Source organism: Streptomyces thermocarboxydovorans (assembly GCF_039524635.1).
Taxonomy (GTDB): Bacteria; Actinomycetota; Actinomycetes; order Streptomycetales; family Streptomycetaceae; genus Streptomyces; species Streptomyces thermocarboxydovorans.
Window position 1 is genome coordinate 3701 of the sequence record NZ_BAAAGU010000076.1, and the last position, 21078, is coordinate 24778.

The 21078-nt window shown below is 73.3% G+C and carries 16 protein-coding genes and 1 pseudogene; 10 read left to right on the forward strand and 7 right to left on the reverse strand.

Annotation, left to right across the window (positions count from 1 at the left end; all coding sequences use genetic code 11):
• A pseudogene (locus tag ABD198_RS27210) lies at positions 1-483 on the forward strand (hypothetical protein); the annotation flags it as partial.
• 97 nt (positions 484-580) lie between these two features.
• Here ABD198_RS27210 and ABD198_RS27215 read toward each other — a convergent pair.
• The 3 genes from ABD198_RS27215 to ABD198_RS27225 all read right to left on the reverse strand — a co-directional run bounded on the left by ABD198_RS27215 (position 581) and on the right by ABD198_RS27225 (position 3314).
• Positions 581-1849 carry an ATP-binding protein gene (locus tag ABD198_RS27215; RefSeq protein WP_344006761.1) on the reverse strand — a complete coding sequence of 423 codons (1269 nt, stop codon included), beginning with the start codon at positions 1847-1849 and terminating at the stop codon, positions 581-583.
• Positions 1846-2694 (reverse strand): hypothetical protein, encoded by an 849-nt coding sequence (locus ABD198_RS27220; protein WP_425580566.1) that lies wholly within the window; start codon positions 2692-2694, stop codon positions 1846-1848. The genes ABD198_RS27215 and ABD198_RS27220 overlap by 4 nt, the downstream gene beginning before the upstream one ends.
• Positions 2695-2807: 113 nt before the next feature.
• Positions 2808-3314, reverse strand: a complete 507-nt coding sequence (locus ABD198_RS27225; RefSeq protein ID WP_344006763.1) for a protein-tyrosine phosphatase family protein — start codon at positions 3312-3314, stop codon at positions 2808-2810.
• Positions 3315-3410: 96 nt separating this feature from the next.
• Between ABD198_RS27225 and ABD198_RS27230 the strand changes: the two genes are divergently transcribed.
• Positions 3411-4214 carry a nuclease-related domain-containing protein gene (locus tag ABD198_RS27230; protein WP_344006765.1) on the forward strand — a complete coding sequence of 268 codons (804 nt, stop codon included), beginning with the start codon at positions 3411-3413 and terminating at the stop codon, positions 4212-4214.
• A gap of 64 nt (positions 4215-4278) precedes the next feature.
• Here the strand turns inward: ABD198_RS27230 and ligD are convergent, their stop codons facing one another.
• The gene (gene ligD, locus ABD198_RS27235; RefSeq protein WP_344006767.1) at positions 4279-5160 is read right to left on the reverse strand and encodes a non-homologous end-joining DNA ligase; all 882 of its coding nucleotides are present in this window, start codon (positions 5158-5160) and stop codon (positions 4279-4281) included.
• Positions 5161-5211: 51 nt separating this feature from the next.
• On the opposite strand from ligD, the gene ku reads away from it, so the two are divergent.
• The 7 genes from ku (at position 5212) to fxsT (ending at position 17016) form a co-directional block, all read left to right on the forward strand.
• The gene (gene ku, locus ABD198_RS27240) at positions 5212-6255 is read left to right on the forward strand and encodes a non-homologous end joining protein Ku (protein ID WP_486388898.1); all 1044 of its coding nucleotides are present in this window, start codon (positions 5212-5214) and stop codon (positions 6253-6255) included.
• Between the two features lie 136 nt (positions 6256-6391).
• Entirely contained in the window at positions 6392-6601 is a 210-nt protein-coding gene (locus tag ABD198_RS27245) for a hypothetical protein (protein WP_344006771.1), read from the forward strand.
• An 11-nt stretch (positions 6602-6612) separates the two neighbouring features.
• On the forward strand, positions 6613-8550 hold the full coding sequence (locus ABD198_RS27250; protein ID WP_344006773.1) for an aKG-HExxH-type peptide beta-hydroxylase: 1938 nt from the start codon (positions 6613-6615) through the stop codon (positions 8548-8550).
• Between the two features lie 114 nt (positions 8551-8664).
• Positions 8665-9606 (forward strand): effector-associated domain 2-containing protein, encoded by a 942-nt coding sequence (locus ABD198_RS27255; protein ID WP_344006775.1) that lies wholly within the window; start codon positions 8665-8667, stop codon positions 9604-9606.
• The gene (locus tag ABD198_RS27260) at positions 9593-11131 is read left to right on the forward strand and encodes a VMAP-C domain-containing protein (RefSeq protein ID WP_344006777.1); all 1539 of its coding nucleotides are present in this window, start codon (positions 9593-9595) and stop codon (positions 11129-11131) included. The genes ABD198_RS27255 and ABD198_RS27260 overlap by 14 nt, the downstream gene beginning before the upstream one ends.
• A gap of 60 nt (positions 11132-11191) precedes the next feature.
• On the forward strand, positions 11192-12289 hold the full coding sequence (locus ABD198_RS27265; RefSeq protein ID WP_344006779.1) for a MoxR family ATPase: 1098 nt from the start codon (positions 11192-11194) through the stop codon (positions 12287-12289).
• 389 nt (positions 12290-12678) lie between these two features.
• The gene (gene fxsT / locus ABD198_RS27270) at positions 12679-17016 is read left to right on the forward strand and encodes an FxSxx-COOH system tetratricopeptide repeat protein (RefSeq protein WP_344006781.1); all 4338 of its coding nucleotides are present in this window, start codon (positions 12679-12681) and stop codon (positions 17014-17016) included.
• 186 nt (positions 17017-17202) lie between these two features.
• Here the strand turns inward: fxsT and ABD198_RS27275 are convergent, their stop codons facing one another.
• Both ABD198_RS27275 and ABD198_RS27280 read right to left on the reverse strand, forming a co-directional pair.
• A complete protein-coding gene (locus ABD198_RS27275) occupies positions 17203-18984 on the reverse strand; it encodes a beta-ketoacyl-[acyl-carrier-protein] synthase family protein (RefSeq protein ID WP_344006783.1) in 1782 nt (593 codons plus the stop codon).
• 333 nt (positions 18985-19317) lie between these two features.
• Complete coding sequence (locus ABD198_RS27280; protein ID WP_344006786.1) at positions 19318-19785, reverse strand: hypothetical protein; 468 nt, start codon at positions 19783-19785, stop codon at positions 19318-19320.
• A 169-nt stretch (positions 19786-19954) separates the two neighbouring features.
• On the opposite strand from ABD198_RS27280, the gene ABD198_RS27285 reads away from it, so the two are divergent.
• Positions 19955-20146 (forward strand): hypothetical protein, encoded by a 192-nt coding sequence (locus ABD198_RS27285; RefSeq protein ID WP_344006788.1) that lies wholly within the window; start codon positions 19955-19957, stop codon positions 20144-20146.
• A 214-nt stretch (positions 20147-20360) separates the two neighbouring features.
• Here the strand turns inward: ABD198_RS27285 and ABD198_RS27290 are convergent, their stop codons facing one another.
• Positions 20361-20672: a hypothetical protein gene (locus ABD198_RS27290; RefSeq protein WP_344006790.1), complete on the reverse strand. Its 312-nt coding sequence runs from the start codon at positions 20670-20672 to the stop codon at positions 20361-20363.
• Positions 20673-21078: the final 406 nt, after the last annotated feature.

Here is a 21078-nt window from a genome sequence, read left to right on the forward strand (position 1 = left end):
CTGCTGCTGGCCGCTCTGGTGGTTGCCGCCTTGCTGCTGGCCGCTCTGGTGGTTGCCGCCTTGCTGCTGGCCGCTCTGCTGGTTACCGCCTTGCTGCTGGCCGCTCTGCTGGTTACCGCCTTGCTGGTAGCCGCCCTGCTGACTGGCCTGCTGGTTGCCCCCTTGCTGGTAGCCGCCCTGCTGCTGGTTCCCGCCCTGCTGTTGGCCGGACTGCTGGCCGCCCTGCTGATTGCCCCCTTGCTGCTGATTCCCCCCCTGCTGGTTCCCGCTCTGCTGGTTGCCGCCGGTGTCGCCGCTCTGCTGCTGGCTCCAGTGGTTGTTGTTGCTGCTGCTGTCGCTGTTGGCGTTGCCGCCACCGCCGTCGTCTCCGCCGTCACTGGCGACGGCGGGGGTGATGGCGGCCGCGACGGCCAGCGCGCCGGCGGCGAGCGCTATGGGCAGTCGACGGGGAGAGCGCAGGGACATGGCAGTACCTCCATATGAGGGACGAACGTGTCGAAGGTGACTTGTCGCCACATGTCGTCACACTAGGAGCGCCTGCAGCGGTACCGCCCGCCTTACTGCGCCATCGGAGAACCCGTCAGACCACACCGTTGGCGGTTGCGTCCCCGTTCTGAGGGAGTGTCAGGGTGGTCACGGCACCGCCGTCGGGCGCGTTCGCGAAGTCCAGCCGGGCGCCGAGAACCTCCGCCTGGCCCAGCGCGATGGTCAGCCCGAGCCCGTGCCCCTTCTTCCCGCTCTCCGTGCGGAACCGCTGAGGCCCGTGCGCCAGCAGGTACTCCGGGAAGCCGTCCCCGTGATCCCGCACGGTGACCACCGGCCCGTCCACCGTGAGCGTCACCGGCGCCCGCCCGTGCCGGTGCGCGTTGGCCACCAGATTGCCCAGCACCCGCTCCAGCCGGCGCCGGTCGGTCTCCACGGTGACGTCCCGTACGACCTCGACCTCCGTGTCGGTCCCCGAGGCGCGCACCACGCGCCGGGCCAGCGCCCCGAGCTGCACGGTGTCCAGGTCCAGCCGCTCGCGCCGGGCGTCCAGCCGGGAGATCTCCAGCAGGTCCTCGGTGAGCGTGCGCAGCGCCGCCACCCGGTCGCGCACCAGCTCGGTCGGCCGCCCCGGCGGCAGCAGCTCGGCCGCCGCGTGCAGCCCGGTCAGCGGCGTGCGCAGCTCGTGCGCCACGTCCGCGGTGAACCGCTGCTCGGCGAGCAGCTTCCCCTGCAGCGAGGCCGCCATGGAGTCCAGCGCGGCGGCCACCGCGGCCACCTCGTCCTGCGGGCGCGTCCGGTCCCGGGCGCGCGGGTCGTTCACCCGCGCGTCGAGGTCGCCCGCGCTGATCCGCCGGGCCACCCGCGCGGTGGCGTGCAGCCGCCGGGTCACCCGGGTCACCGCGAAGGCGCCGACGAGCAGCGTGGCCCCGATCGCCAGCGCCGAGGAGGCCACGATCGCCCGGTCGAGTCCGTCGATGGTCCGCTCGCCCTGCGCGTAGTCGACCCGCACGGCCAGCGCCCTCCTGCCGTCCACCGGTCCGGCCGCCCACATCGTCGGCCGGCCCTGGTGGCGCGCCAGCATCGTGCCGCGCCGGCCGGAGACGGCCAGCTCGCGCAGCTCGGCCGGCAGCCCCGGCGGGTCCACCGCGGCTCCGCCGCGCGGCGCGTCCCCCGCCTCGTATTCGCGGGTCGCCTCGGTCAGCCGCCGCAGCGCGGTGTCCCGCGCCTGGCCGACGGTCTGATCGGTCACCTGGACGTGCACCAGCACACCGAGCAGCGCGGCGAGCGCACAGCACATCACGGTGATGAACACGGCGGCCCGCACCGCGAGCGGCCCGGTCCAGCGGGGCAGCCCGAGCCTCACGAGACGCCCGCCGGCGACGACTGGACGAACGACGACTGGACGAACGACGACTGGACGAACGACAACTGCGCGGACTGCGACGATTGCGCGGACGGCGACCGCGAGGGCGCGGGCTCGGACGTGGGGCCGGCGCCCGGCGAGTGCTGCTGCGAGGTCCGCTTGCGGCCGGTCGGGAGCATCTCGTCGTGCGTCAGCAGCATCGCCCGCTGCCGCGGATCCCAGGTCCACCGCAGCCGGTACTCGTACCCGGCGACCTCCGACGGCGAGCGGATGATCACCGACCGCCCGGCCAGCTCGACCCCGCTCAGGGCGTCGTCGTACGCCATGATCTGCACCAGCCGGTGCTTGTGCACCGTGTAGACGCGCACGCCGGTCAGATCCTCCGGCATCAGCCGCACGCCCAGCGTGAGATCGGCCCGCCCGTCACCCGTCAGGTCCCGGTAGTACGGCTTCAGCACCGGGCACCCGGGGCGCCGGCGTCCACTCTCGCCCTCACCGCACTTGCCCATCGCCCCGGCGGTGTCCCGGTACGGCGCCTTCGCGCCCTCGTACTCCTCCGGGTGCGCGGAGATCTCGGCCCGCACCACCGCGACCGGATCCACCTCGCGGATGTCGTCACCGGGCACGGCGACGCCCTTGACCACCTCGGTGTCCACCTCGCCCAGCTCGTACGCCGGGCTCGACGCCGGCGTCAGCTCGGGCCACAGCCGCGCCGGACTCATCGCGGTCGGTGTCTCGCCCGCCGCCCGCAGCCCGCCGCTGTCGCCGCAGCCCACGGCCGCCGACAGCACCGTCGCGACGACGGCGGCACGGCGAAGGGCGCGCATGCGGCGGCTGACGGGCACGGGACTCCTGATGAGACGTTCTTGAACCACTTTCGGCTGCGCACACCCTATTCGCGGGGCCACCGCCGCCGCGTCCAGGGTGACGCCGCCGAGGGGATCCGGATGGGCGGTGCCTATTCGGCCAGCTCCTCCAGCTGCCGCACCGTGGGCAGGCCCGTGCGCAGATAGTCGACGAACAGGTCGTTGTGCAGGGCCCACGGCGAGCGGCGGGCGCGGATCAGGCGGATCGCGGCGTCCGCGGACTCGCCCCCGCGCATCAGCGCATGCGCCACGACCAGACCTGAACGGTTGTACCCGTGGTAGCAGCGCACCAGGACCGTACGGCCGCGCTCCAGCGCCTCGCACACCGCCTCCGCCAGCCTGATCACCCCGGCCAGCTGCGTCCCGTCCAGCGGCCCGTCCGGGATCGGCCACACCTGGTGCTCGACTCCCTGGTCCGGCCCGTACCCCGGCAGCCGCAGCAGTGTCTGCACCAGATCGAACTCACGCCGGACCACCGCGAGCTGCAGCCGTCCGGAACGGCCTCTGAACTCGTGTCCACCCATCCACAGACCGGGCACGATCTCGTCCCACGGACGGTCCGGAGCCGGTACGTCGGGTCGCTCTCGGCGGGTTCGCAATAGGCGCCTCCCCACGATCCCCAACTTCTACCCAAGGTAGCCGGGTTCTTGCCCCTGCAGCACCCCGCCTGTTCCCATGGACTGGGGTGATGGTGCATGAACGGACTGCGCGTCATACCGACCTGGCAGGCCGGCCGCGAACGGCTCTACGTCCGCCACCCGGACGGCAGGAACCTCGCCTGGTACGACCGCGAGGCGGCCCGCGTCAACCTGCTCCGCCAGGACCACGAGGAGGACGTGCTGCAGGCGCTGGGCCCCTACCTCACCGGCCCCGTCTCCGTCGGCCCGCCCCCCGTCCCCACCCCCGCCGAGCTGGCGCGACTGTCCCTGCACCCCGACGACGACCTCGCACCCAACCGCCCCGGCGAGGCCCTGCTGATCGCCCTCGACCGCGATCCGGGCCCCGCCCGGCTGCTGCGCCCCGACCGGCGCCGCAGGGCGCTCACCGCGGAGCAGACGGTGGGCGAGGCACTGGACCGCATGGACGGCGCCGGCTGGCGCACCCTGCACTCCGTCCCGCTGCCCGGCGGCGACCGCATCCACCACCTGCTGATCGGCCCCGGCGGCCTGTACGCCGTCCACAGCCGGTACGCCCACAAGCAGCGGGTGACGGTCACCGACCCCCATGTCACGCTGGGCCGCCGCAGGCCGGAACCGCTGCTCCGGCTCGTCCGCGCCTGCGCCGACCGCGCCTGCCACGCCCTGACCGCCGAGGTGCGCCCGGTGCTGGTCCTGGCGGGCGCCTCCCGGGTGGACGTCGCGGCGACGCCGCGCGAGGTGCGGGTGCTGACGGACGCGGATGTGCCGGGGCTGGCCCGGCAGGGCGGCGTCCTCAAGCCGGCCGATGTGGAGGCCCTGTACGCGATGGCCCGCGACCGGAACACGTGGACGCGGGTGTGAGGAGGCGCCGGGCGCGGCTGCGCTCGGCAGGGTCTGCGCGGTCTCGATCTGTGAGCCCATCGCTTCAGGGCAGCGTCCCCGCGTGCTCCGGGTCCAGCAGCGGCGCCAGCAGATCGCCGTGGTCCGTCAGGCGCGGCCCCAGGTCGGGCGCGGTCAACGCAAGCCCGTCCGGTGACCGGCACTCCTCGACCTCCTTCCAGGTCACCGGTGCCGACACCAGCGGTTCCGCACGGGCGCGCAGGGTGTACGGGGCGGCCGTGGTCTTCCGGGCGGCGTTCTGGCTCCAGTCGACGAAGACCTTCCCCGGCCGCAGGCTGCGCGTCATCCGGTGCAGCACCAGCCGGGGCATCGCCTTCTCCGCCTCCACCGCCAGCCCCTTGGCGTAGTCCGACACCCGCTCGGGCGAGGCGCCCCGCACCGCCGCCAGCAGGTGCAGCCCCTTCGAGCCGGAGGTCTTCGCGTACGCCTCGATCCCGTCCTCGGCGAGCCGGTCCCGCAGCCAGAGGGCGACCTCGCAGCAGTGGACGATCGTCGCGGGCGGCCCGGGGTCCAGGTCGAAGACGATCCGGTCCGCCTCCCCGGGGTTCTGGACCAGCCACTGATGGGTGTGGAACTCGGTCACCAAGTTCGCCGCCCACATCAGGCTCGGCAGGTCCTGCACCAGGACCATCCGCGACGGCCCCTCCGACCTGGGCACCTCGGCGGTGGTGACCCAGTCGGGCGTACCCGGCGGTACGTTCTTGGTGAAGAACACCTGCCCGCCGGGCCCGTCCGGATAGCGCAGGAAGGACACCGCCCGGTCCCGCAGATGCGGCAGCAGCACCTCCGCCACGGTCGCGTAGTAGTGCAGTACCTCCGCCTTGGTGAACCCGGTGGCGGGATACAGCACCTTCTCCAGATTGCTGAGCGGGAGCCGCCGCCCCTCCACCTCAGTGATAGGCGCCATACGATGAGAATCTCACGCAAACCATGACAAACGGTCGGGAAGGTGTCGCACGTGAGGTCCATCTGGAACGGCGCGATTTCGTTCGGCCTGGTCAGCATCCCGATCAAGCTGGTGAACGCCACCGAGAGCCACTCGATCTCCTTCCGCCAGATCCACACCGAGGACGGCGGCCGGATCCGGTACCGCAAATTCTGCGAACTGGAAGACCGCGAGGTCGGCAACCAGGAGATCGGCAAGGGCTACGAGGACTCGGACGGCACGATCATCCCGATCACCGACGAGGACCTGGCCCGTCTGCCGATCCCGACCGCCAGGACCATCGAGATCGTCGCCTTCGTGCCCAGCGACCGGATCGACCCGCTGCAGATGGACTCCGCCTACTACCTGGCGGCGAGCGGCGCGCCGGCCGCCAAGCCGTACACCCTGCTGCGCGAGGCCCTCAAACGCAGCAACAAAGTTGCCATCGCGAAGTTCGCGCTGCGCGGCCGGGAGCGGCTGGGCATGCTGCGGGTGGTCGGCGACGCCATCGCGATGCACGGACTGCTCTGGCCGGACGAGGTGCGCGCACCTGAGGGAGTCACCCCCGACACCGACGTGACCGTCCGCGACAAGGAACTCGACCTCGCGGACGCCCTGATGGAGACCCTCGGCGAGGTCGACCTGGAGGACCTGCACGACGAGTACCGCGAGGCCCTGGAGGAGGTCATCGCCGCCAAGGCCGCGGGCGAGACCCCGCCGGAGCTGCCCGAGCCCGAGCGGGGCGGCAAGGTCCTGGACCTGATGGCCGCGCTGGAGAACAGCGTCCGCGCCGCCCGCGAGTCCCGGGGCGAATCCGCGGAGGAGGCCGAGGTCAAGCCCCTCCCGCGGCGCAAGACCTCCCGTGCGGCCCCCAAGGAGACCGGCGCCAAGAAGTCCACCGCCAAGAAGACCCCGGCCGAGAAGACGGTATCCTCCCGCAAGTCGACGAGCGCGAAGAAGACCGCCGCAAAGAGCGCATCCGCAAAGAGCAGCGGCACGAAGAGCACAGCGAAGAAGTCGACGGTCAAGAAGACATCGGCGACGAAGAAGACCGCTTCCCGGAAACGGTCGGCGTGACACGGCGCGAGATCGGCCCCGCCTCCACGAAGTGGGCGCCGATTACGGTACGTTGCCCCAGACACACTGGTACCAGGAGGAGCAGCAAGGCCCAGGTACCGGGGTGAGCAGTCAGGCGGTGAGGCAAGGAGCACGAGTGACGACGTCCGCGACCGAGATCGAGACCGATCTCATCGATCTCAGCCGCTGCGGTCTGCGGGAGGTGATGGCCCTCCGCGACGACTCGGTCACGGACGCCCTGTCCTCCCTCGTACGGCATCTGGGCGAGAGGACCGCGGCGCAGAGCGCGAGCGGCGGCGCCGGCAGTCCCTATCTCGCCGTCGACTGCGCCCCCGACCGGCACTGAGGCCGCCGCGGATGACCGCCACGACGCGGCATCGCGTCCCGCTGTCGGATCTGGACGATCTCGCCGCCGGCCGCATGTCCCCGGCGACCGCCGGACGGATGCGGGCCGTGGAACGCGGCCGCCGCATGCTGATGCTGCGCGCCGTCGTCGAGGCCGCCCGGGACGCGGGCGCCGAGCGGGGCTCGCCGCTCTCCCCGCTCACCACACCGCTGGACCTCCTGATGCGGGTCGAGCGGGACCACCCGGACGTGGTGGCGGACCTCCTCGACCACCCCGGCCTCGGGATATGGGCGGTCCGGGTGCTCGACCGCCTGCGCGCCCCGCAGCCCGGCAACGCCGGCAACGCCGGCAAGGACGGCAACACCGACGACGCGGACGCCCCTGCCCTCTGGCAGGAGCTCGGCTACCTCCACGCCCTCGCCGCGGCGGCGGCCCTGCGCGCCGGCTGCCCCACCGACATCGACCTGCCCGTCTTCGGCGACGCCGTGTCCCTGCCGACCCTGGGCCGGATGACCTTGCCCGCACACCCGGCCGACCGCCCCGGAGGGCACCCGGTGGCCGTGCTGCGGATCCCCGCATCCGGCCCCGCCCGGCTGACGGTGGCGGACCGGACCCTCCCCCTCCCCGCCGACCTCGCGCTCGCGGAGGCCGGCTGGCAGCCGCTGCACCGCGCCGCCGGCGGCACCTTGGTCCTCGACAACAGCGACCCCTACCGCGACTTCCGCACCGCCCCTCAGCCGGTCACGCCGCTCACCCCGGCCGAGGCAGGCCGCTGGCGGACGATGCTCCAGGACGCCGACGCCGCCCTCCGCCGCCGGCACCCGCACGCGGCGGCGCTGCGGGCCACCGCCCTGCGCGTCCTGGTGCCGCTCCCCGAAGCACCCCGGTACCGCCCGACCAGCGCCTCCTACAACGAGGCCTTCGGCAGCGCGCTGATGTCGCTGCACCAGGACACCGGCGACCTCGCCGCGACGCTGGTGCACGAGGCACGCCACTCGGTGCTCAACGGCCTGCTGCACCAACTGCCGCTGTGCGAGGAGGCCCCGGGGGACGAAGACGCGGCGCCGGACTCCGGGCGGCGGGAACTGCTGTACGCGCCGTGGCGCGGTGACCCCCGGCCCGCCTCCGGACTGCTGCACGGCGCCTACTCCTTCGCGGGCGTCGCCGGCTTCTGGCGCGTCGAACGCCATGCGCTCGACGGCACGGCCGCCCGCCTGGCTCACTTCGAGTTCGCCCTGTGGCGCGAGGCCGTCACCCAGGCCCTGCGCACCCTCGAGTCCCGTGCCCCGCTGACCCCTCTGGGACGGCGGTTCGTGGCGGCCATGACCGAGCAGGCCGCCGCCTGGGCGGCGGAGCCGGTCCCCGCGGACGCGGAGGCCCTCGCCCGGCAGGAGACCGCCGACCTGCAGGCGGTCTGGCGGGCCCGGCACACCGTCCCGGACGCCGAGGGCGTACGCCTCCTGGCCCGCGCCTGGCGGGACGGCACCGACCCGCACACCCTCCCCGAGGTCCCCTCCGAGGTGCGCACCGACCCCCGCTACGGGCCGCCCGACCCGAGGGGCGAACTCCGGCGCGCCGCCCTCACCGGACCCGGCGCCGTCGCCGCGCACGCCCACGGCGGGAGCTACGCCGCCGGACGCGACCCCGAGCTGACCGCTCCGGACATCGCGCTGTGCGAGGGGGACGCCGAGCGCGCCGAGCACGGGTACGCCCGCGTCCTCGCCCGCGACCCCCACTCCCCGCCGGCCTGGGCGGGCCTCGGCCTCGCCTTCGCGGCAACCGGTGCGCCGGCCGCCGCACACGCGGTGCTGCGCCGCCCCGAACTGGTCCGCGCCGTCCACCGCGCCCTCGCCCGTGACGGCGAGGGAGCCCCGCCCGCCATCCGCACCCTGAGCGACTGGATCGGCCGGATCCCGGCGGTTGCCGGCGAGCCCCCTCCCTGCCTCTGACGGACCTGCGCCGCCCTCGCTCCCCGCCCTCGCCGGTCTGGCGCCGCCCCGGCGCCTGCGCCTACCCTGCCGCACACAGTTGTGCCCAACTCGCTCATACAGGGGAGGAGTTGCGTGGCAGCAGCGTCTCCCGGCGACGTCTCCGGCCCCGCTGCCGCCCCCTCCTGGCAGGCGCGCCTCCTCGGCCCGACGGGCAGCCCATACGCCCTGGCCGCAGTCCTGGTCGCCGAACGCACGCTGCTGACCTGCGCTGCCGTTCTCGATCGTGTCCCGGCCGCCGGGTTCGTGCTGGCGGAGTTCCGGGGGAGCGGTGAGGTGCGGCGGGTGCCCGCGAGGGCCGAGGAGATCAGCCCCCTGCACCCCCTCGCCGTACTGCACTTGGAGCGGCCCGCCGATGCCGTGCCCGCTCCGCTCGGGCGCTGCGGACAGCGCGAGGGAGTGGCGGTGACGGCGTTCGGGCACGACGGGGCGGGCTCGGGGCTGCGCGTCCACGCGCAGGTCACCGGCGCATGGCGTGCCGGGGCCCGGCGGCTGGAAGTGCGCGAAGGCACCTGGCCGGAGGGGCAGTTCACGGGGGCCGGCGTCTGGGACGCCGAACGCGCGCAGGCGGTCGGTGTGATCGCCCCCGCGCTTCCCGCGTCCCCGGATCCGGCCGGGGGCGCGCGGATGGTCCCGTTCGACGTGTTGGAGGCGACCCGTTTTGGTGAACTGCTGTCCGGGAATTTTCCTTCTGGATACAACTACGCCCAACAACCCTCAGCACAGGGCGAGTTGTGGCCTTTGGTGGAAAACTTGCTGGCAATGGAGTCGATAGCGTCGGACGGGGGAGCGGCACTGCTGTCCCTCCTGCCCGGCCGGATCGCCCGGGGGGTTCCACGGCAGAGTCGTCCGCGGCTTCAGCTCCTCCATCTCGTCCGCCGCTGCGACGAGTTCGAGGAGGGGCCGGCGGCCCTGGTCGCGGCCGTCCGGGTCATGGAGGGGGATACCAGCGACGTGCAGCGTTTCATCCGACAGGCCGGACAGACCTGGCCGCACCGGCTGCGTGACGACGCCTGACGCCGTGCCGGGGGCGGTGCACGATCCGGAATCGGCCGCACGCCTGGCGGACGCGTTGATGAAGGTGTCGGTGCTCGACGAGATCGGCAACCGGCGGCTCTGTGTCATCGAGGCCATGGAGCGGCTGCGGGAACGGGTGTCCGTGCCCGAGTCGCCCGAGAAGAAGATCCATGTCATCGCCATGGTGCGGGCCTTCGCCGCGGTGCCCCGCGGCTGGCGTGCCCTCACCGAGGCCGTGCAGTACCTGGCCGACTACGACCTGCCGTCCCGGCACGCCGCCTCGCTCGCCCACACCGTTGCCCTGCCCGTCTTCGAGGAGGCCGCCGAACAGGCGCTGCGCGGCCTGCTCGCCGGCCTCGACCGCACCACGGTGCCCGAGCTGGACGAGGTCTACCGGGCCGCCGCCGGGCCGTTCGGGCCGCTGCCGCCCGGCGTCAACACCGCCTGGGAGGCCCACCAGCTGCTCGCGCACACCAACTGGCCCGCCGACGGCGTACCGCCGGCCGTGCGGTTCCTGACCGCACTGGCGTCCGTGCTGTCCCCGGAGCGCGGCGAACCGGTCCGCGACTGGGTCGCACGCCAGGTGCGGGACGCCACCGGCGACCCGGCCCTCGCCTGCCGCATGCTGGAACGCGCCGGCGCAGGCGACGGTCCGCTGCCGGCGGCCGGCGGCGGACACGCGGCCTACGTAGTGATCCGGCTCTGCCCCTCGGTCAGCACACCGGACCGGGTCGACGTCACCTGCTGGACCAGCACCGGCGACACCTGGGAGCCGCGTCGGCGGGACGACTCCTCCGTGCCCCGCGACCGGCTGCGCCGCCATGTCGCCGCCCTCGTGGACCGCGAGGAGGCGCGCCTGTGCCGGCACCGCGGCGGCATCGTGCTGGAGTTCGTCCTCCCGCTGTCCCTGCTGAACGAACCGGTCGAGCAGTGGTGCCGGAACCTGGCGTTCGGCGACGAGCCGCTGTGGGACGGCGACCCCGGCGGCCCCCCGTTCTGGCAGGACTACCCGGTCGTCGTCCGCAGCCTGGAGCGGATCGAGGCGCTGCAGCTGCACCGCGTCTGGAACGAACGCTGGGACGTGCTCGCCACCGGCACCGCGGCCCCGCACGCCTACCGCTGCGTCGGCGACGTACGGGAGAACTACCCGCGGCTCAAACAGAGCCCGGACGTCGTCCTGATGACCCTGGGCGCACCGCCCGACCGGACCCGGGGCCGTGAGGAGCTCTACGTCGCCCTGCACGCCGGACTGCCCGTGCTGGTGTGGAACCACACCGGCCCGCTCGGCGAACGGGTCGGCACCGCCGTGGAGGCCACGCTGGACGGCCCCTGTGGTCAACTCCTCGACCGGATGGTGCGGTTGCGGTCCCTGCCGGAGACCCAGGACCATGAGGGGAGCGCGGAAGGCCCCCGGCCCGGCCTCGCCGTGCTGTGGGACGACCCGAACCGGCTCCCCGAGTTCCCGGAACCGGTCTTGTCGGGCAAGGCAGCCGAGACGTACGGGGACACCCGCACCGGGACATGACGCACGGGCCGGGCAGAACGACGGGCCGGGCAGGACGACGGGCAGACGAAGGGGGTGGCTGTGGAGGGCAACGGCGAGTCCGGGCGCACGGCGCGGCGCGCCACGGCACCCGAGCCGCAGCACACGAGCCACTCCTGGTGGCTCTACCGGGGCTCGGCGGGACCGGCCCCGGCGGCGCCCGTCACCGACCGGCTCCCCCCGCCGCCGCCCTGGCGTGACTTCGACGGAGGCCCGGTCGTCCCCGGACCACCGCCGCGGGACGAGGCCGCCACGCTCCGGCGCCTCGGGGCGGGCGACATGACGATGCGGCGGGTCTCCGTCCAGGAGGCCGACATGGTCAACGCCGCGCTGTTCCTGCGCCGGCCGCTGATCGTCACCGGGCCGCTGGGCAGCGGCAGGTCCAGCCTGGCGTACCGCGTCAGCCGCGAGCTGGGACTCGGCCGGGTCCTGCACTGGCGGATCACCGGCAGCACCACCCTGGCCGACGGCCTGTACGACTACGACGCCGTCGGCCGCTTACAGGACGCCGCGATACGCGGCGCCTCCCGGGGCACGGACACCGACACGGCCGGCGGCCTCGGCGACTTCTTCCAGCTCGGGCCCCTGGGCACGGCGCTGATCCCGCGCGAGGCACCCCGGGTGCTGCTCATCGACGACCTGGACAAGGCCGACCTCGACCTGCTCGACGGGCTGACGGGCATCATCGCCGACGGCGAGTTCCGCATCCCCGAGCTGTCCCGGACACGGTCCCGCGAACCGGACGTGGTGGTGCACACCGACGACCCGGACGGCACGTACACCGTGCACCACGGCAGGATCCGATGCCGCGCCTTCCCCTTCGTCGTCATCACCTGCGGCGGGGAACGCGCCCTGCCCGCCGACCTCCTGAGGCACTGCCTGTGCCTGGAGATGCCGGCCCCGGGCGCGGAACGCCTCGCCGGCTCCCTGGCCGCCCGCTTCGCCACCGGCGACGGCGCGGAGCGCCTCACCCTCATCCGGGACTTCCTCGGCCGCTCCCTGGCCGGCGGCACCCTGGCCACCGACCAGCTCCTCGACTCCGAGTACCTGCGCACCGCCCCGTCCGGCCCCGACGAGGCCTCCCTGAACCGCCTGCTGCACGCCCTGTGGCGCCCCCTCGACACAGCGGATCCGGCATGACCTCCCCCGTCCCGGAGCCCCGCCCTGACACCGGCCCCGCCGCAGCGGCGGGGCGTGACGTGCGCGGTTCCGAAGAGGGCGCCGGGTTACCGGAGTTCGGTGCGGCCGGGGGTGCTCCGGCTGGTCCATGGGAGCCGTCGCTGTCCGGTGAGGGTGAGCGGCCGTCGTCGGGTGGGGGCGGGAGTTCTTCGACCGGCGCGACCGAGGCTGCTCCGGCAGGTGCGGGTGAGCGGCCGTCGGCCGGTGTGAGGGAGCAGCCGTCGGCCGGCACGGGCGAGGGATCGCCGACCGGTGCGGGCGGGATCTCCCCGACCGGCGAAACCGAAACCACTCCCGCAGGCCCGGGCGAGCGATCGTTGACCGCTGCGGGAGAGCAATCGCCAGCCGTTATGGGGGAGCGGCCCTCGGCCGGTGCGGGAGGGACTTCCCCGATTGGCGCGACCCAGACTGCTCGGGCAGCCCCGGGCGAGCGACCGTCCGCCAGTGCGGGCGAGCGACCGTCGGCCGGTGTGGAGGAGCGGCCGTCGGCCGACGAGGGCGTGCAATCGCCGACCGGTGAGAGGGAGCCCTCGTGCGTCGATGACGCCGACGCTCCCTCGTCGGCCGGCGCGGATGGCCGCCCGCAGCCGCGGGCGGCCCACGGCATTCCGGTCCGCTCGACCGCCGGTCCTGCCCCCGAGGACGCCGTGTCCTGGGCACAGGCCCTGCGCCCGATGCGCCGTCGCGGGAGGGGCGCGGGGGACGGCGGGCCGGCCGCGCGGCTCGTGCGGGGACGGACGGGCGGTGAGCGGCGGGCGATCGTGTCGCTGGTGGTCGACGCCGGGCGCTCGATGGCCCTGTGGTCCGGCACGGCCGAGCGGTTCGCCGGAGCGCTGGCCCGCTCCCGGGCGTTCCGCGACGTACGGGTGTACCGCTGGCCGCCCGCGCGGCGGACCGGCCGGGACGACCGGGCGGCGGACGCGGACGCCGGACAGCGCACCGGCCGGTCCGCCCCGGCCGACCTCGGCGAACGCACCGGACGGACGGTGCGCGGCGACGGGGCGCCCCGGCTGCCCGACGCCCCCGGCCGGCATGTCGTCCTCGTCCTCACCGATCTGCACGGCGACCGCTGGGCCGACGGGACCGCCCGGCACCGGCTCGCCCGCTGGGCGAAACGTGCCTCCGTCGCCGTGGTGAACGTCCTCCCCGAACACCTGTGGTCCCGGGGCCCCGTCCCTCCGCACAAGGCCGCGCTGACCAGCCCGGGCCCCTTCGCCGCCAACGGCCGCTGGTCCTGGCGCCCCGACGACTTCGCCCTCGTGTGGCAGGACGACGTGGACTTCGCCGACCCGCGCGCCCTGCCCGTCCCGGTACTGGAGCTGACCGGGCAGGCGCTCCACCGGTGGGGCCGCTTCGTCGCACACGCGGAGCCGGAGGCGTACGAGGCACGGATCGTCACCGCCTCCCTCGACGCCCCGACCGCCTCGACCGCTCCGACCGCCCCGAGCGACCTCACCGGCCCGACCGCCCTCACCGACTCGCGACGGCAGCACACCCCGCCCCGCCCCCTGCCCGCGACGGAGCTGGTGCGCCGCGCCCGCGCACGGCTCAGCCCGACCACCCATCACCTCGCCCAGCTGTGCGCCGCCGTACCGCTCAACCTGCGGATCCTGGAGCTCGTACGCCGCACCCTGCTCCCCGAGGCCCGCACCTGGCACCTCGCGGAACTGCTGCACAGCGGCCTGCTGCGGTACGTCGCGCCGGCCCCCGCGCTGCCCGACCCCGCGCGGATCGAGCTGGACTTCCTGGACGGCGTGCGCGGTGAACTCCTCGCCGAGGGCACCCGGGACGAGACCGCACGGGCCATCGAGACGGTGCTCGGCCACTTCGCCGGGGCGGTGCCCGAGCCGCTGGCCGCCGATCTGCGTCAGGTGCGGGCCGTCGTCAGGGACCCCGGCCGGGCCGCCCATCTGCCGGTGGAGCGGGTGCGGCCCTGGCTGGTTCCGGTGCTGCCCGCCCTCACCGCACTCGGCGGGCGCTACGCACTCGCCGCGTCCGGTCTGCGGGCGCGGCTGTGGCACGGTGCCGCCCCGCCAGGTGTTCGGCCCCTCGAGGTCCGGGAACAACCGGAACAACGTGATCGTCCGCACCTCACCCCCGCACCCGTGGGTGAGCGTGTCGTGCACACACCCCGGATGGGAGGGAACGTGTCCGTGGGCGACCCGCAGCCCTTACCCGCTGCGCACAGGGAGAAAGCGCGCAAGCCACCGCCGATCTGGGGGAACGTGCCGCCCCGCAACCGGGCCTTCACCGGCCGCAGGAGGCTGCTGGAGGAACTCCACCAGCGGCTCCAGGAAGGCACCACGGCCGTCATCCCCGAGGCCCTCCAGGGCATGGGCGGCGTAGGCAAGACACAGCTCGCCGTCGAGTACGTCTACCGGCACATGCACGAGTACCAGATCGTCTGGTGGATCCCCGCCGAGCAGCCGCAGCAGATCCGCCAGTCCCTGGTCGAACTCGCCGGGCGCCTCGAACTCGACATCAGCAGCGGCGAGGCCGCCACCGCCGTCCCCGCCGTCATCGAGGCACTGCGCATCGGCGAACCGGACAAGAACTGGCTGCTGGTCTTCGACAACGCCGAAACCCCGGACGTCGTACGGGACTTCTTCCCGGCCGACGGACCGGGCCGCATCCTGGTCACCTCCCGCAACGGCCAGTGGGCCAGCGCCGCACGCCCGCTGGAGGTCGACGTATTCACCCGGGAGGAGAGCCGCGCACTGCTCCAGCTGCGCCTGCCCGACCTCGACGACGCCTCCGCCGACCGGATCGCCGAGACCCTCGGCGACCTCCCCCTCGGCGTCGAGCAGGCGGCCACCTGGCTCGCCGAGACCGGAATGCCCGCCGACGAGTACCTCCGGCTGTTCGAGCAGCACGCCATGGAACTCATGGCCGGCGACCCGCCCCCCGACTACCCGCTCTCCGTCGCCGCCGCCTGGAACCTGTCCCTGGAACGACTCCAGCGCGACCACCCCGCCGCCCTCCAACTGCTCCAGGTCTGCGCCTTCTTCGCCCCCGAACCGATCTCCCGCCCGCTGCTCACCGGCGTCCGCGACGCCCCCGTCCCGCCCGAACTGGCCTACGCGCTCAGCGACCCCATACGCCTCGGCCGCGCCGTCCGCGACATCAACCGCTACGCCCTCGCCCGCATCAACCACAGCACCAACACCATCCAGCTGCACCGGCTGGTCCAGCGCGTCCTGATCAACCAGATGCCGGACGAGCTGAAGGTCCGGATGCGCGCCGCCGCCCACCGCCTCCTCGCGCACGGCGATCCCACCGACCCCTCGTCCCCGGAGCAGTGGCAGCGCTACGGCGAACTGCTCCCGCACGTCCTCAGCAGCAGAGCCGTCACCTCGGGCGACCGCTGGGTCCGCCAACTCGTCCTGAACGAGATCGAGTACATGTTCTACTGGGGCGACTACGAGGGCTCCGGCGACCTCGCCCGCGAGGCCTACGAGACCTGGCGGGACGCCGACGGCGAGAACAACGAGCACGCCCTGCGCGCCGCCAAGCTCTACGGCGACAACCTGCGCGCCCTGGGCCACCACCACCGGGCGTACGAACTCGACCAGCGCACCCGCGCCGCCATGACCGAGACCCTGGGCACCGAGGACGAGAACACCCTCGAGATCACCTCGATGCTCGCCTGGGACCTGCGCATGCGGGGCGACTTCACCGGGGCCTCCGAACTCGACGGCGAGACCTTCGAGGCGAGCCGGCGCATCTTCGGCCCCAACGACGTCTCCACCCTGATCTTCGCCCACCGCGTCGCCCTCAACCTGCGGCTCACCGGCGACTTCCGGCAGGCCCTGGAACTGGACCAGGACACCCACCGCCGCAAGGTCGAGGAACTGGGCGAGAACGCGCTGTCCACCCTGCACACCCTCGCCGGGGTCGCCATGGACCTGCGGCAGGCCGGCCAGTACACCGAGGCCTACAACGTGCAGCAGGACGTCTCACGGCGCTACGAGTACCACTTCGGCGCCACCAACCCCAGCACCATCGGCAGCCAGCTCGGCCTGGCCCAGGCCGAGCGCCGCATGGGCCGCCACGCCCGGGCCATGGAACTCTCCGGCCGCGCCCTGAAGCAGTACCGCATCCGCTACGGCGACAACTACCCGGAAACCCTCGCCGCCCTGCTCACCCACGCCATCGACGTCCGCTACAGCGGCGACTTCCGGCACGCGCTGGAACTGAGCGAGGAGGGCTGCGAGGGCTACGCCCGCCTCTACGGCCCCGGCCACCCGCACACCCTCGGCGCCCGCATCAACCACGCCGTCGCCCTGCGGCTGCTCGGCCGCGTCGAGGACGCCCACCGGCTCAACGAGCAGATCCTCGACCGGCTGCGGGACAAGCTCGGCCCGGAACACCCCAACGTCCTCGCCTGCGCCAGCAACCTCGCCGCCGACCTCTGCGAGCTGGGGGAGGTCCGGGCCTCCGTCGAGCTGAGCACCCGCACGCTGGAGCAGGCCCGCACCCGCCTCGGCGAGGACCACCCGGCGACGCTGGCGACCGCCGTCAACCTCAGCCTCGGCCTGCGCCTGCTGGGCCGCGACGAGGAGGCGGACACCCTCCACACCGACACCCTCGCCCGCTACGCACGCGTCCTGGGCCCGGACCACCCCGCCCTGGCGGCGGCCCGGGACAGCAGACCGGCGAACTGCGACGTGGACCCGATGCCCCTGTAGGCGCCCTTGAGGGCACCCGCCCCCCTACAGGCACCCCGGATCCGCTGCGGACGCCCTAGTTGTGCTGTCCCGGCCCCGGCCCCGGCCCGGACCCGGCCCCGGACCTGATGCCGGCGGTGAGCAGATCTAGGAACTCGTCTCAGGCCGCGCGCCGCAGCGCCAGAACCACGTTTCTAGGAACTCGTCTCAGGCCGCCCGCCGCAGCGCCAGCACCGCGTTGTGACCGCCGAAGCCGAACGAATTGCTCAGCACCAGGTCACCCTCCGCGGGCAGCACGCGCGGGGCGCCCCGCACCACGTCCAGCTCGATCTCCTCGTCGAGCTCGGCGCAGCCCACCGTGGGCGGCATCACACCGTGGTGCAGCGTGAGCACCGCGGCGACCGCCTCGACACCGCCCGCCGCACCCTGCAGATGCCCCAGGTGCCCCTTGAGCGCGCTGACCGGCACGTTCCGGGCGCCCAGGACGTTCTGCAGCGCCCGCGCCTCCGCGAGGTCGCCGTCGACCGTGGCCGTGGCGTGCGCGTTCACATGGACCACGTCCCCGAGGTGGCCCCCCGCGTCCCGTACGGCCCGCCGCAGCGCCAGCGCGATGCCCGCGCCGGACGGGTCGGGCGCCGCCACATGGTGGGCGTCGGCGGACAGCCCCCAGCCGGCCGCCTCGCAGTAGATCCGCGCCCCGCGCGCCCGCGCATGCTCCTCGGACTCCAGCACCAGCACGCCCGCGCCCTCGCCGTTGACGAAGCCGTTCCGGTCCCGGTCGAAGGGCCGCGACGGCGAGCCCTCGGCGGGATCACCCTCGGCCAGGGCCCGCATCGCCGCGAACGACGCCATGATCGCCGGTGTCACCACGGCCTCGGCACCGCCCGCGAGGGCGACCTCCACCCGCCCGAACCGGATCCGGTCCACCGCCTGCCCGATCGCCTCCGTACCGGAGGCACACGCGCTGGTCACGGTCCGCGCCTCACCCGTGATGTGCAGATCCAGCGAGACCTGCGACGCGGCCTGCGACGGCACGGTCATCGGCGTCGTGAGCGGCGACACACTCCGCGGGCCCTTGTCCCGCAGCTTCCGGTCCCCGCCCACCAGCACGGACGCGTCCCCGAGAATCGCGCCGAGGCTCACCCCGACCCGTTCCGGATCCAGCCCGCTCTCCCGGGTGCCGCCCTCGGCGAACCCGGCGTCCGCCCAGGCCTCCCGCGCGGCCAGCACCGCGAACTGGGCGGCCCGGTTCATCCGCCGGGCCACGGGCCGCGGCAGCAGCCGCGCCGGATCCACCGGCACGGTCCCGGCGACCCGCACCGGCAGCCCCTCGAACTCCTCGTCCTCCAGCTCCCGTATGCCGTGCCGCCCTTCGAGCAGCCCCTGCCACAGCTCGCCGGTCCCGGCACCGAGCGGCGTCATCGCACCGAGCCCGGTCACCACGACCCGGCGGGCCCCGGCGGCCTGCGCCTCGCTCAGCGGCCGCGGCTCATGCCGTACGACAAGCCCGGCCTCGTCGGCCTCGGCGGCCCACCGCCGCACCTCGGCGTCGGAGAAGCCGCTGCTCTCGCCTTCGCCGGCCTTCTCGTCGTCCCGCCGCCAGGTCCCCCAACGCCGCACATACGTCACCTCCCGCGCCGACGGGTCCACGGCACGCAGGGACGTCACCCTGTCTCCGTCCCGGAACTCGACGTCGTCGAGTGTGGGCGACGTCACCTCCGGCACCGCGGAGGGATCCATCCGCCGCCCGGCGACGCTCACCCGCTGCTCACGGCGCAGCAGTTCCTCCCGGTCCGGCCCGCCGAGCGGCGGCCGCAGCGTGACCCGGATCACCTCAGGACCCTCGGGCAGCGTGTGCGTCACGACGTACCACCGGTCCGCCGCCACGTCGCCGCCCGACAGGGCGACCAGATCACCGGGCACGACCTCGGCAGCCGTCACCGAGTGCGGATTCATGGGGACTTCGCGTATGCCGGAAGAGTGGGGCATGAGTACAGATGCTTTCGTTGGTCCGAACTGTCGTACTTGAGGACCGTTAAGAGTGAAGTGCACGAACCCGGAACCGGCCACAGTTGAATGACATACATGTCCGTTTTGCCCCGCACTGTCGGTTGGCTTCCGAACCGGTCAACCCGCCAACCCACCAGCCAGGCACCCGAGTTACCACCCTGTCACCCACCCCTGTGGAACTGGTCACGCCGCACTGCGCACAACCCGCCCCGCTGCCTGCCCCGGACGAGACCCAGCTCACACCCACCGCCCCTTCGAGCGTCGACGCGGCCACCGCGCACAGTGCGGCAGCGTTGCGCGTCTGCCGCACCTCTACTGCACGTCCGAGGACGCGAGCTCGATGAACTGCTCAAGCGCCTCGCGCGCCTGCTCGCCGGCAGAGCTCAGCTCCAACCGGTCAGCCGCCTTGTGCATGGCGGACGTCAACGCATAGGCATGCTGCGCGGTATCCATCAGCGTTCGACTGCTCGCTATGAGCCGGACCCGGAACAACGCGTGGAGGGCGAGCCCACGCAACCGGTACGCCTCCGCGGGGGCCTCGAGAAACGCAGAACCGGCCGGGTCCTCACCCTCGCGGTGCCATCGATCCTGCTGACCGCGCCGGAATTCCGTGAGCGCTCCGGCAAAGTCGCTGTACACCGCCATCCGGTCCGCACGCAGTTGCTGCTGCGCAGCGAAGACCTGGTCGCGTGCGGACGCCTTGCGCTGGAACAGGTGCGTCACAACAGAACCGAGCAGGGTACCGACGACCGCGATCAGGGCCGAGAGAACTCCGTTCACAGGAGCAGGACATCACAAGTACGCGGCTCGCCGAGGCGGCCGGGGCCAGCTCAAAGGGCGACGCCGTGAAGGTCGATCACGGAAAACCCCAGCCCTACGCACGCAAGAGCCGGGCCGAGGCCGACCGGGTGAGCCGGGTGCTCGGGCACGGCACTACTGCACCTTTCCGGTGCCGGTGGAGCCGGTCCTGGTCTTCGCCGGCGTCACCGACCTGAAGGTGGTCGCCACCCAACTCAGCGTCCGGGTGTACCAGGAACGGCAAGTCGCCTCACTGGCCCCGCCGTCGGGAGTGCTGACCCCCGAACAGGTCGAGCAGGTCTACAACGTCGCCCGCCACCGCCAGGCCTGGCGCCTGGCCTGAGACCGACGTGCCCTGCCGGCAACACCCATCCCGCCCTACGGCCGTTGGGGCGAGCCAGGCATGTCAGGAATGCGAATCTCACGTCACCGGGCGGCTATGGCCTCTGCAACGCCGAAGACGCCGTCGCAATCGGCGCACTGCGCATGACCGAAGAGGTAAGTCAGCTTGTGCGCGATGTCGGGATGCCCGTCTGCGAGGGCACGACTGTGGAGCCTCAGGCCCAGCCCCCCAAAGACGAGGGTGACCGGGGCTGCAGGGGCACCCGTCTCCCCGCGTCCGAGTCCATGTACATGCTGTCCACGGTCGAGAAGAAGCCGTGTTCTCCGATGACGATGAAGTTCTCAGCCCCGCACGCCGGACAGGGCACCTCGTACTCCTCGTCGTTCAGCCCGTCGAGCTCTTCGCTCCAGACTCCGATGCCCTCAAAGCCGAGGAGCGCGGACAACAAGTAGACGTAGTCCGCGGAGTTGCCGGCCAGCCCGGGGTGTCGGAGGGCTTCCTCGGTCAACCTCGCCAGCTCGGCCACCTCCGAGGCGTAGGTGACTCGGGGATCTCCGCCGGCGCTCGCCCGATCCGTGCTCGCCAAGATGCAGCCGGCCAGGAGAAGCGGCGCCTGCCGGTCCTGCGGTGCCCACCGACGCGCCATCCCGGTCAGGGCGGGCAGAGCCGCGTAGCTGGCCGAATAGACGGCGCCCTGATGCCACAGCCGGGACCAGAGTCCGTCCCAGCTGGAGTCCTGCGGGTCCGAGCCGGCCCTGTCGAGCAGGCCAGGTATGTCTTCTGCCGTGCCATAGGCGTGGTGGAGCCGGGACCAGTCCGTCATACCGACGATCCAACGCCGAGCGCGTCGACGGGCAGGGCGATTGCAAAGTTCGTTGATCGTGTGTTGGTGCAGGTCAGTTGAGTCCGAGGACGGTCAGTGGCCGCTCGTA

Coding starts and splice junctions, on each gene's coding strand:
- ABD198_RS27230 (WP_344006765.1), top strand. CDS start 3,411: ATGAACGGACTGCGCGTCATACCGACCTGGCAGGCCGGCCGCGAACGG.
- ligD (WP_344006767.1), bottom strand. CDS start 5,160: ATGGCGCCTATCACTGAGGTGGAGGGGCGGCGGCTCCCGCTCAGCAAT.
- ABD198_RS27250 (WP_344006773.1), top strand. CDS start 6,613: ATGACCGCCACGACGCGGCATCGCGTCCCGCTGTCGGATCTGGACGAT.
- fxsT (WP_344006781.1), top strand. CDS start 12,679: ATGGGGGAGCGGCCCTCGGCCGGTGCGGGAGGGACTTCCCCGATTGGC.
- ABD198_RS27275 (WP_344006783.1), bottom strand. CDS start 18,984: ATGCCCCACTCTTCCGGCATACGCGAAGTCCCCATGAATCCGCACTCG.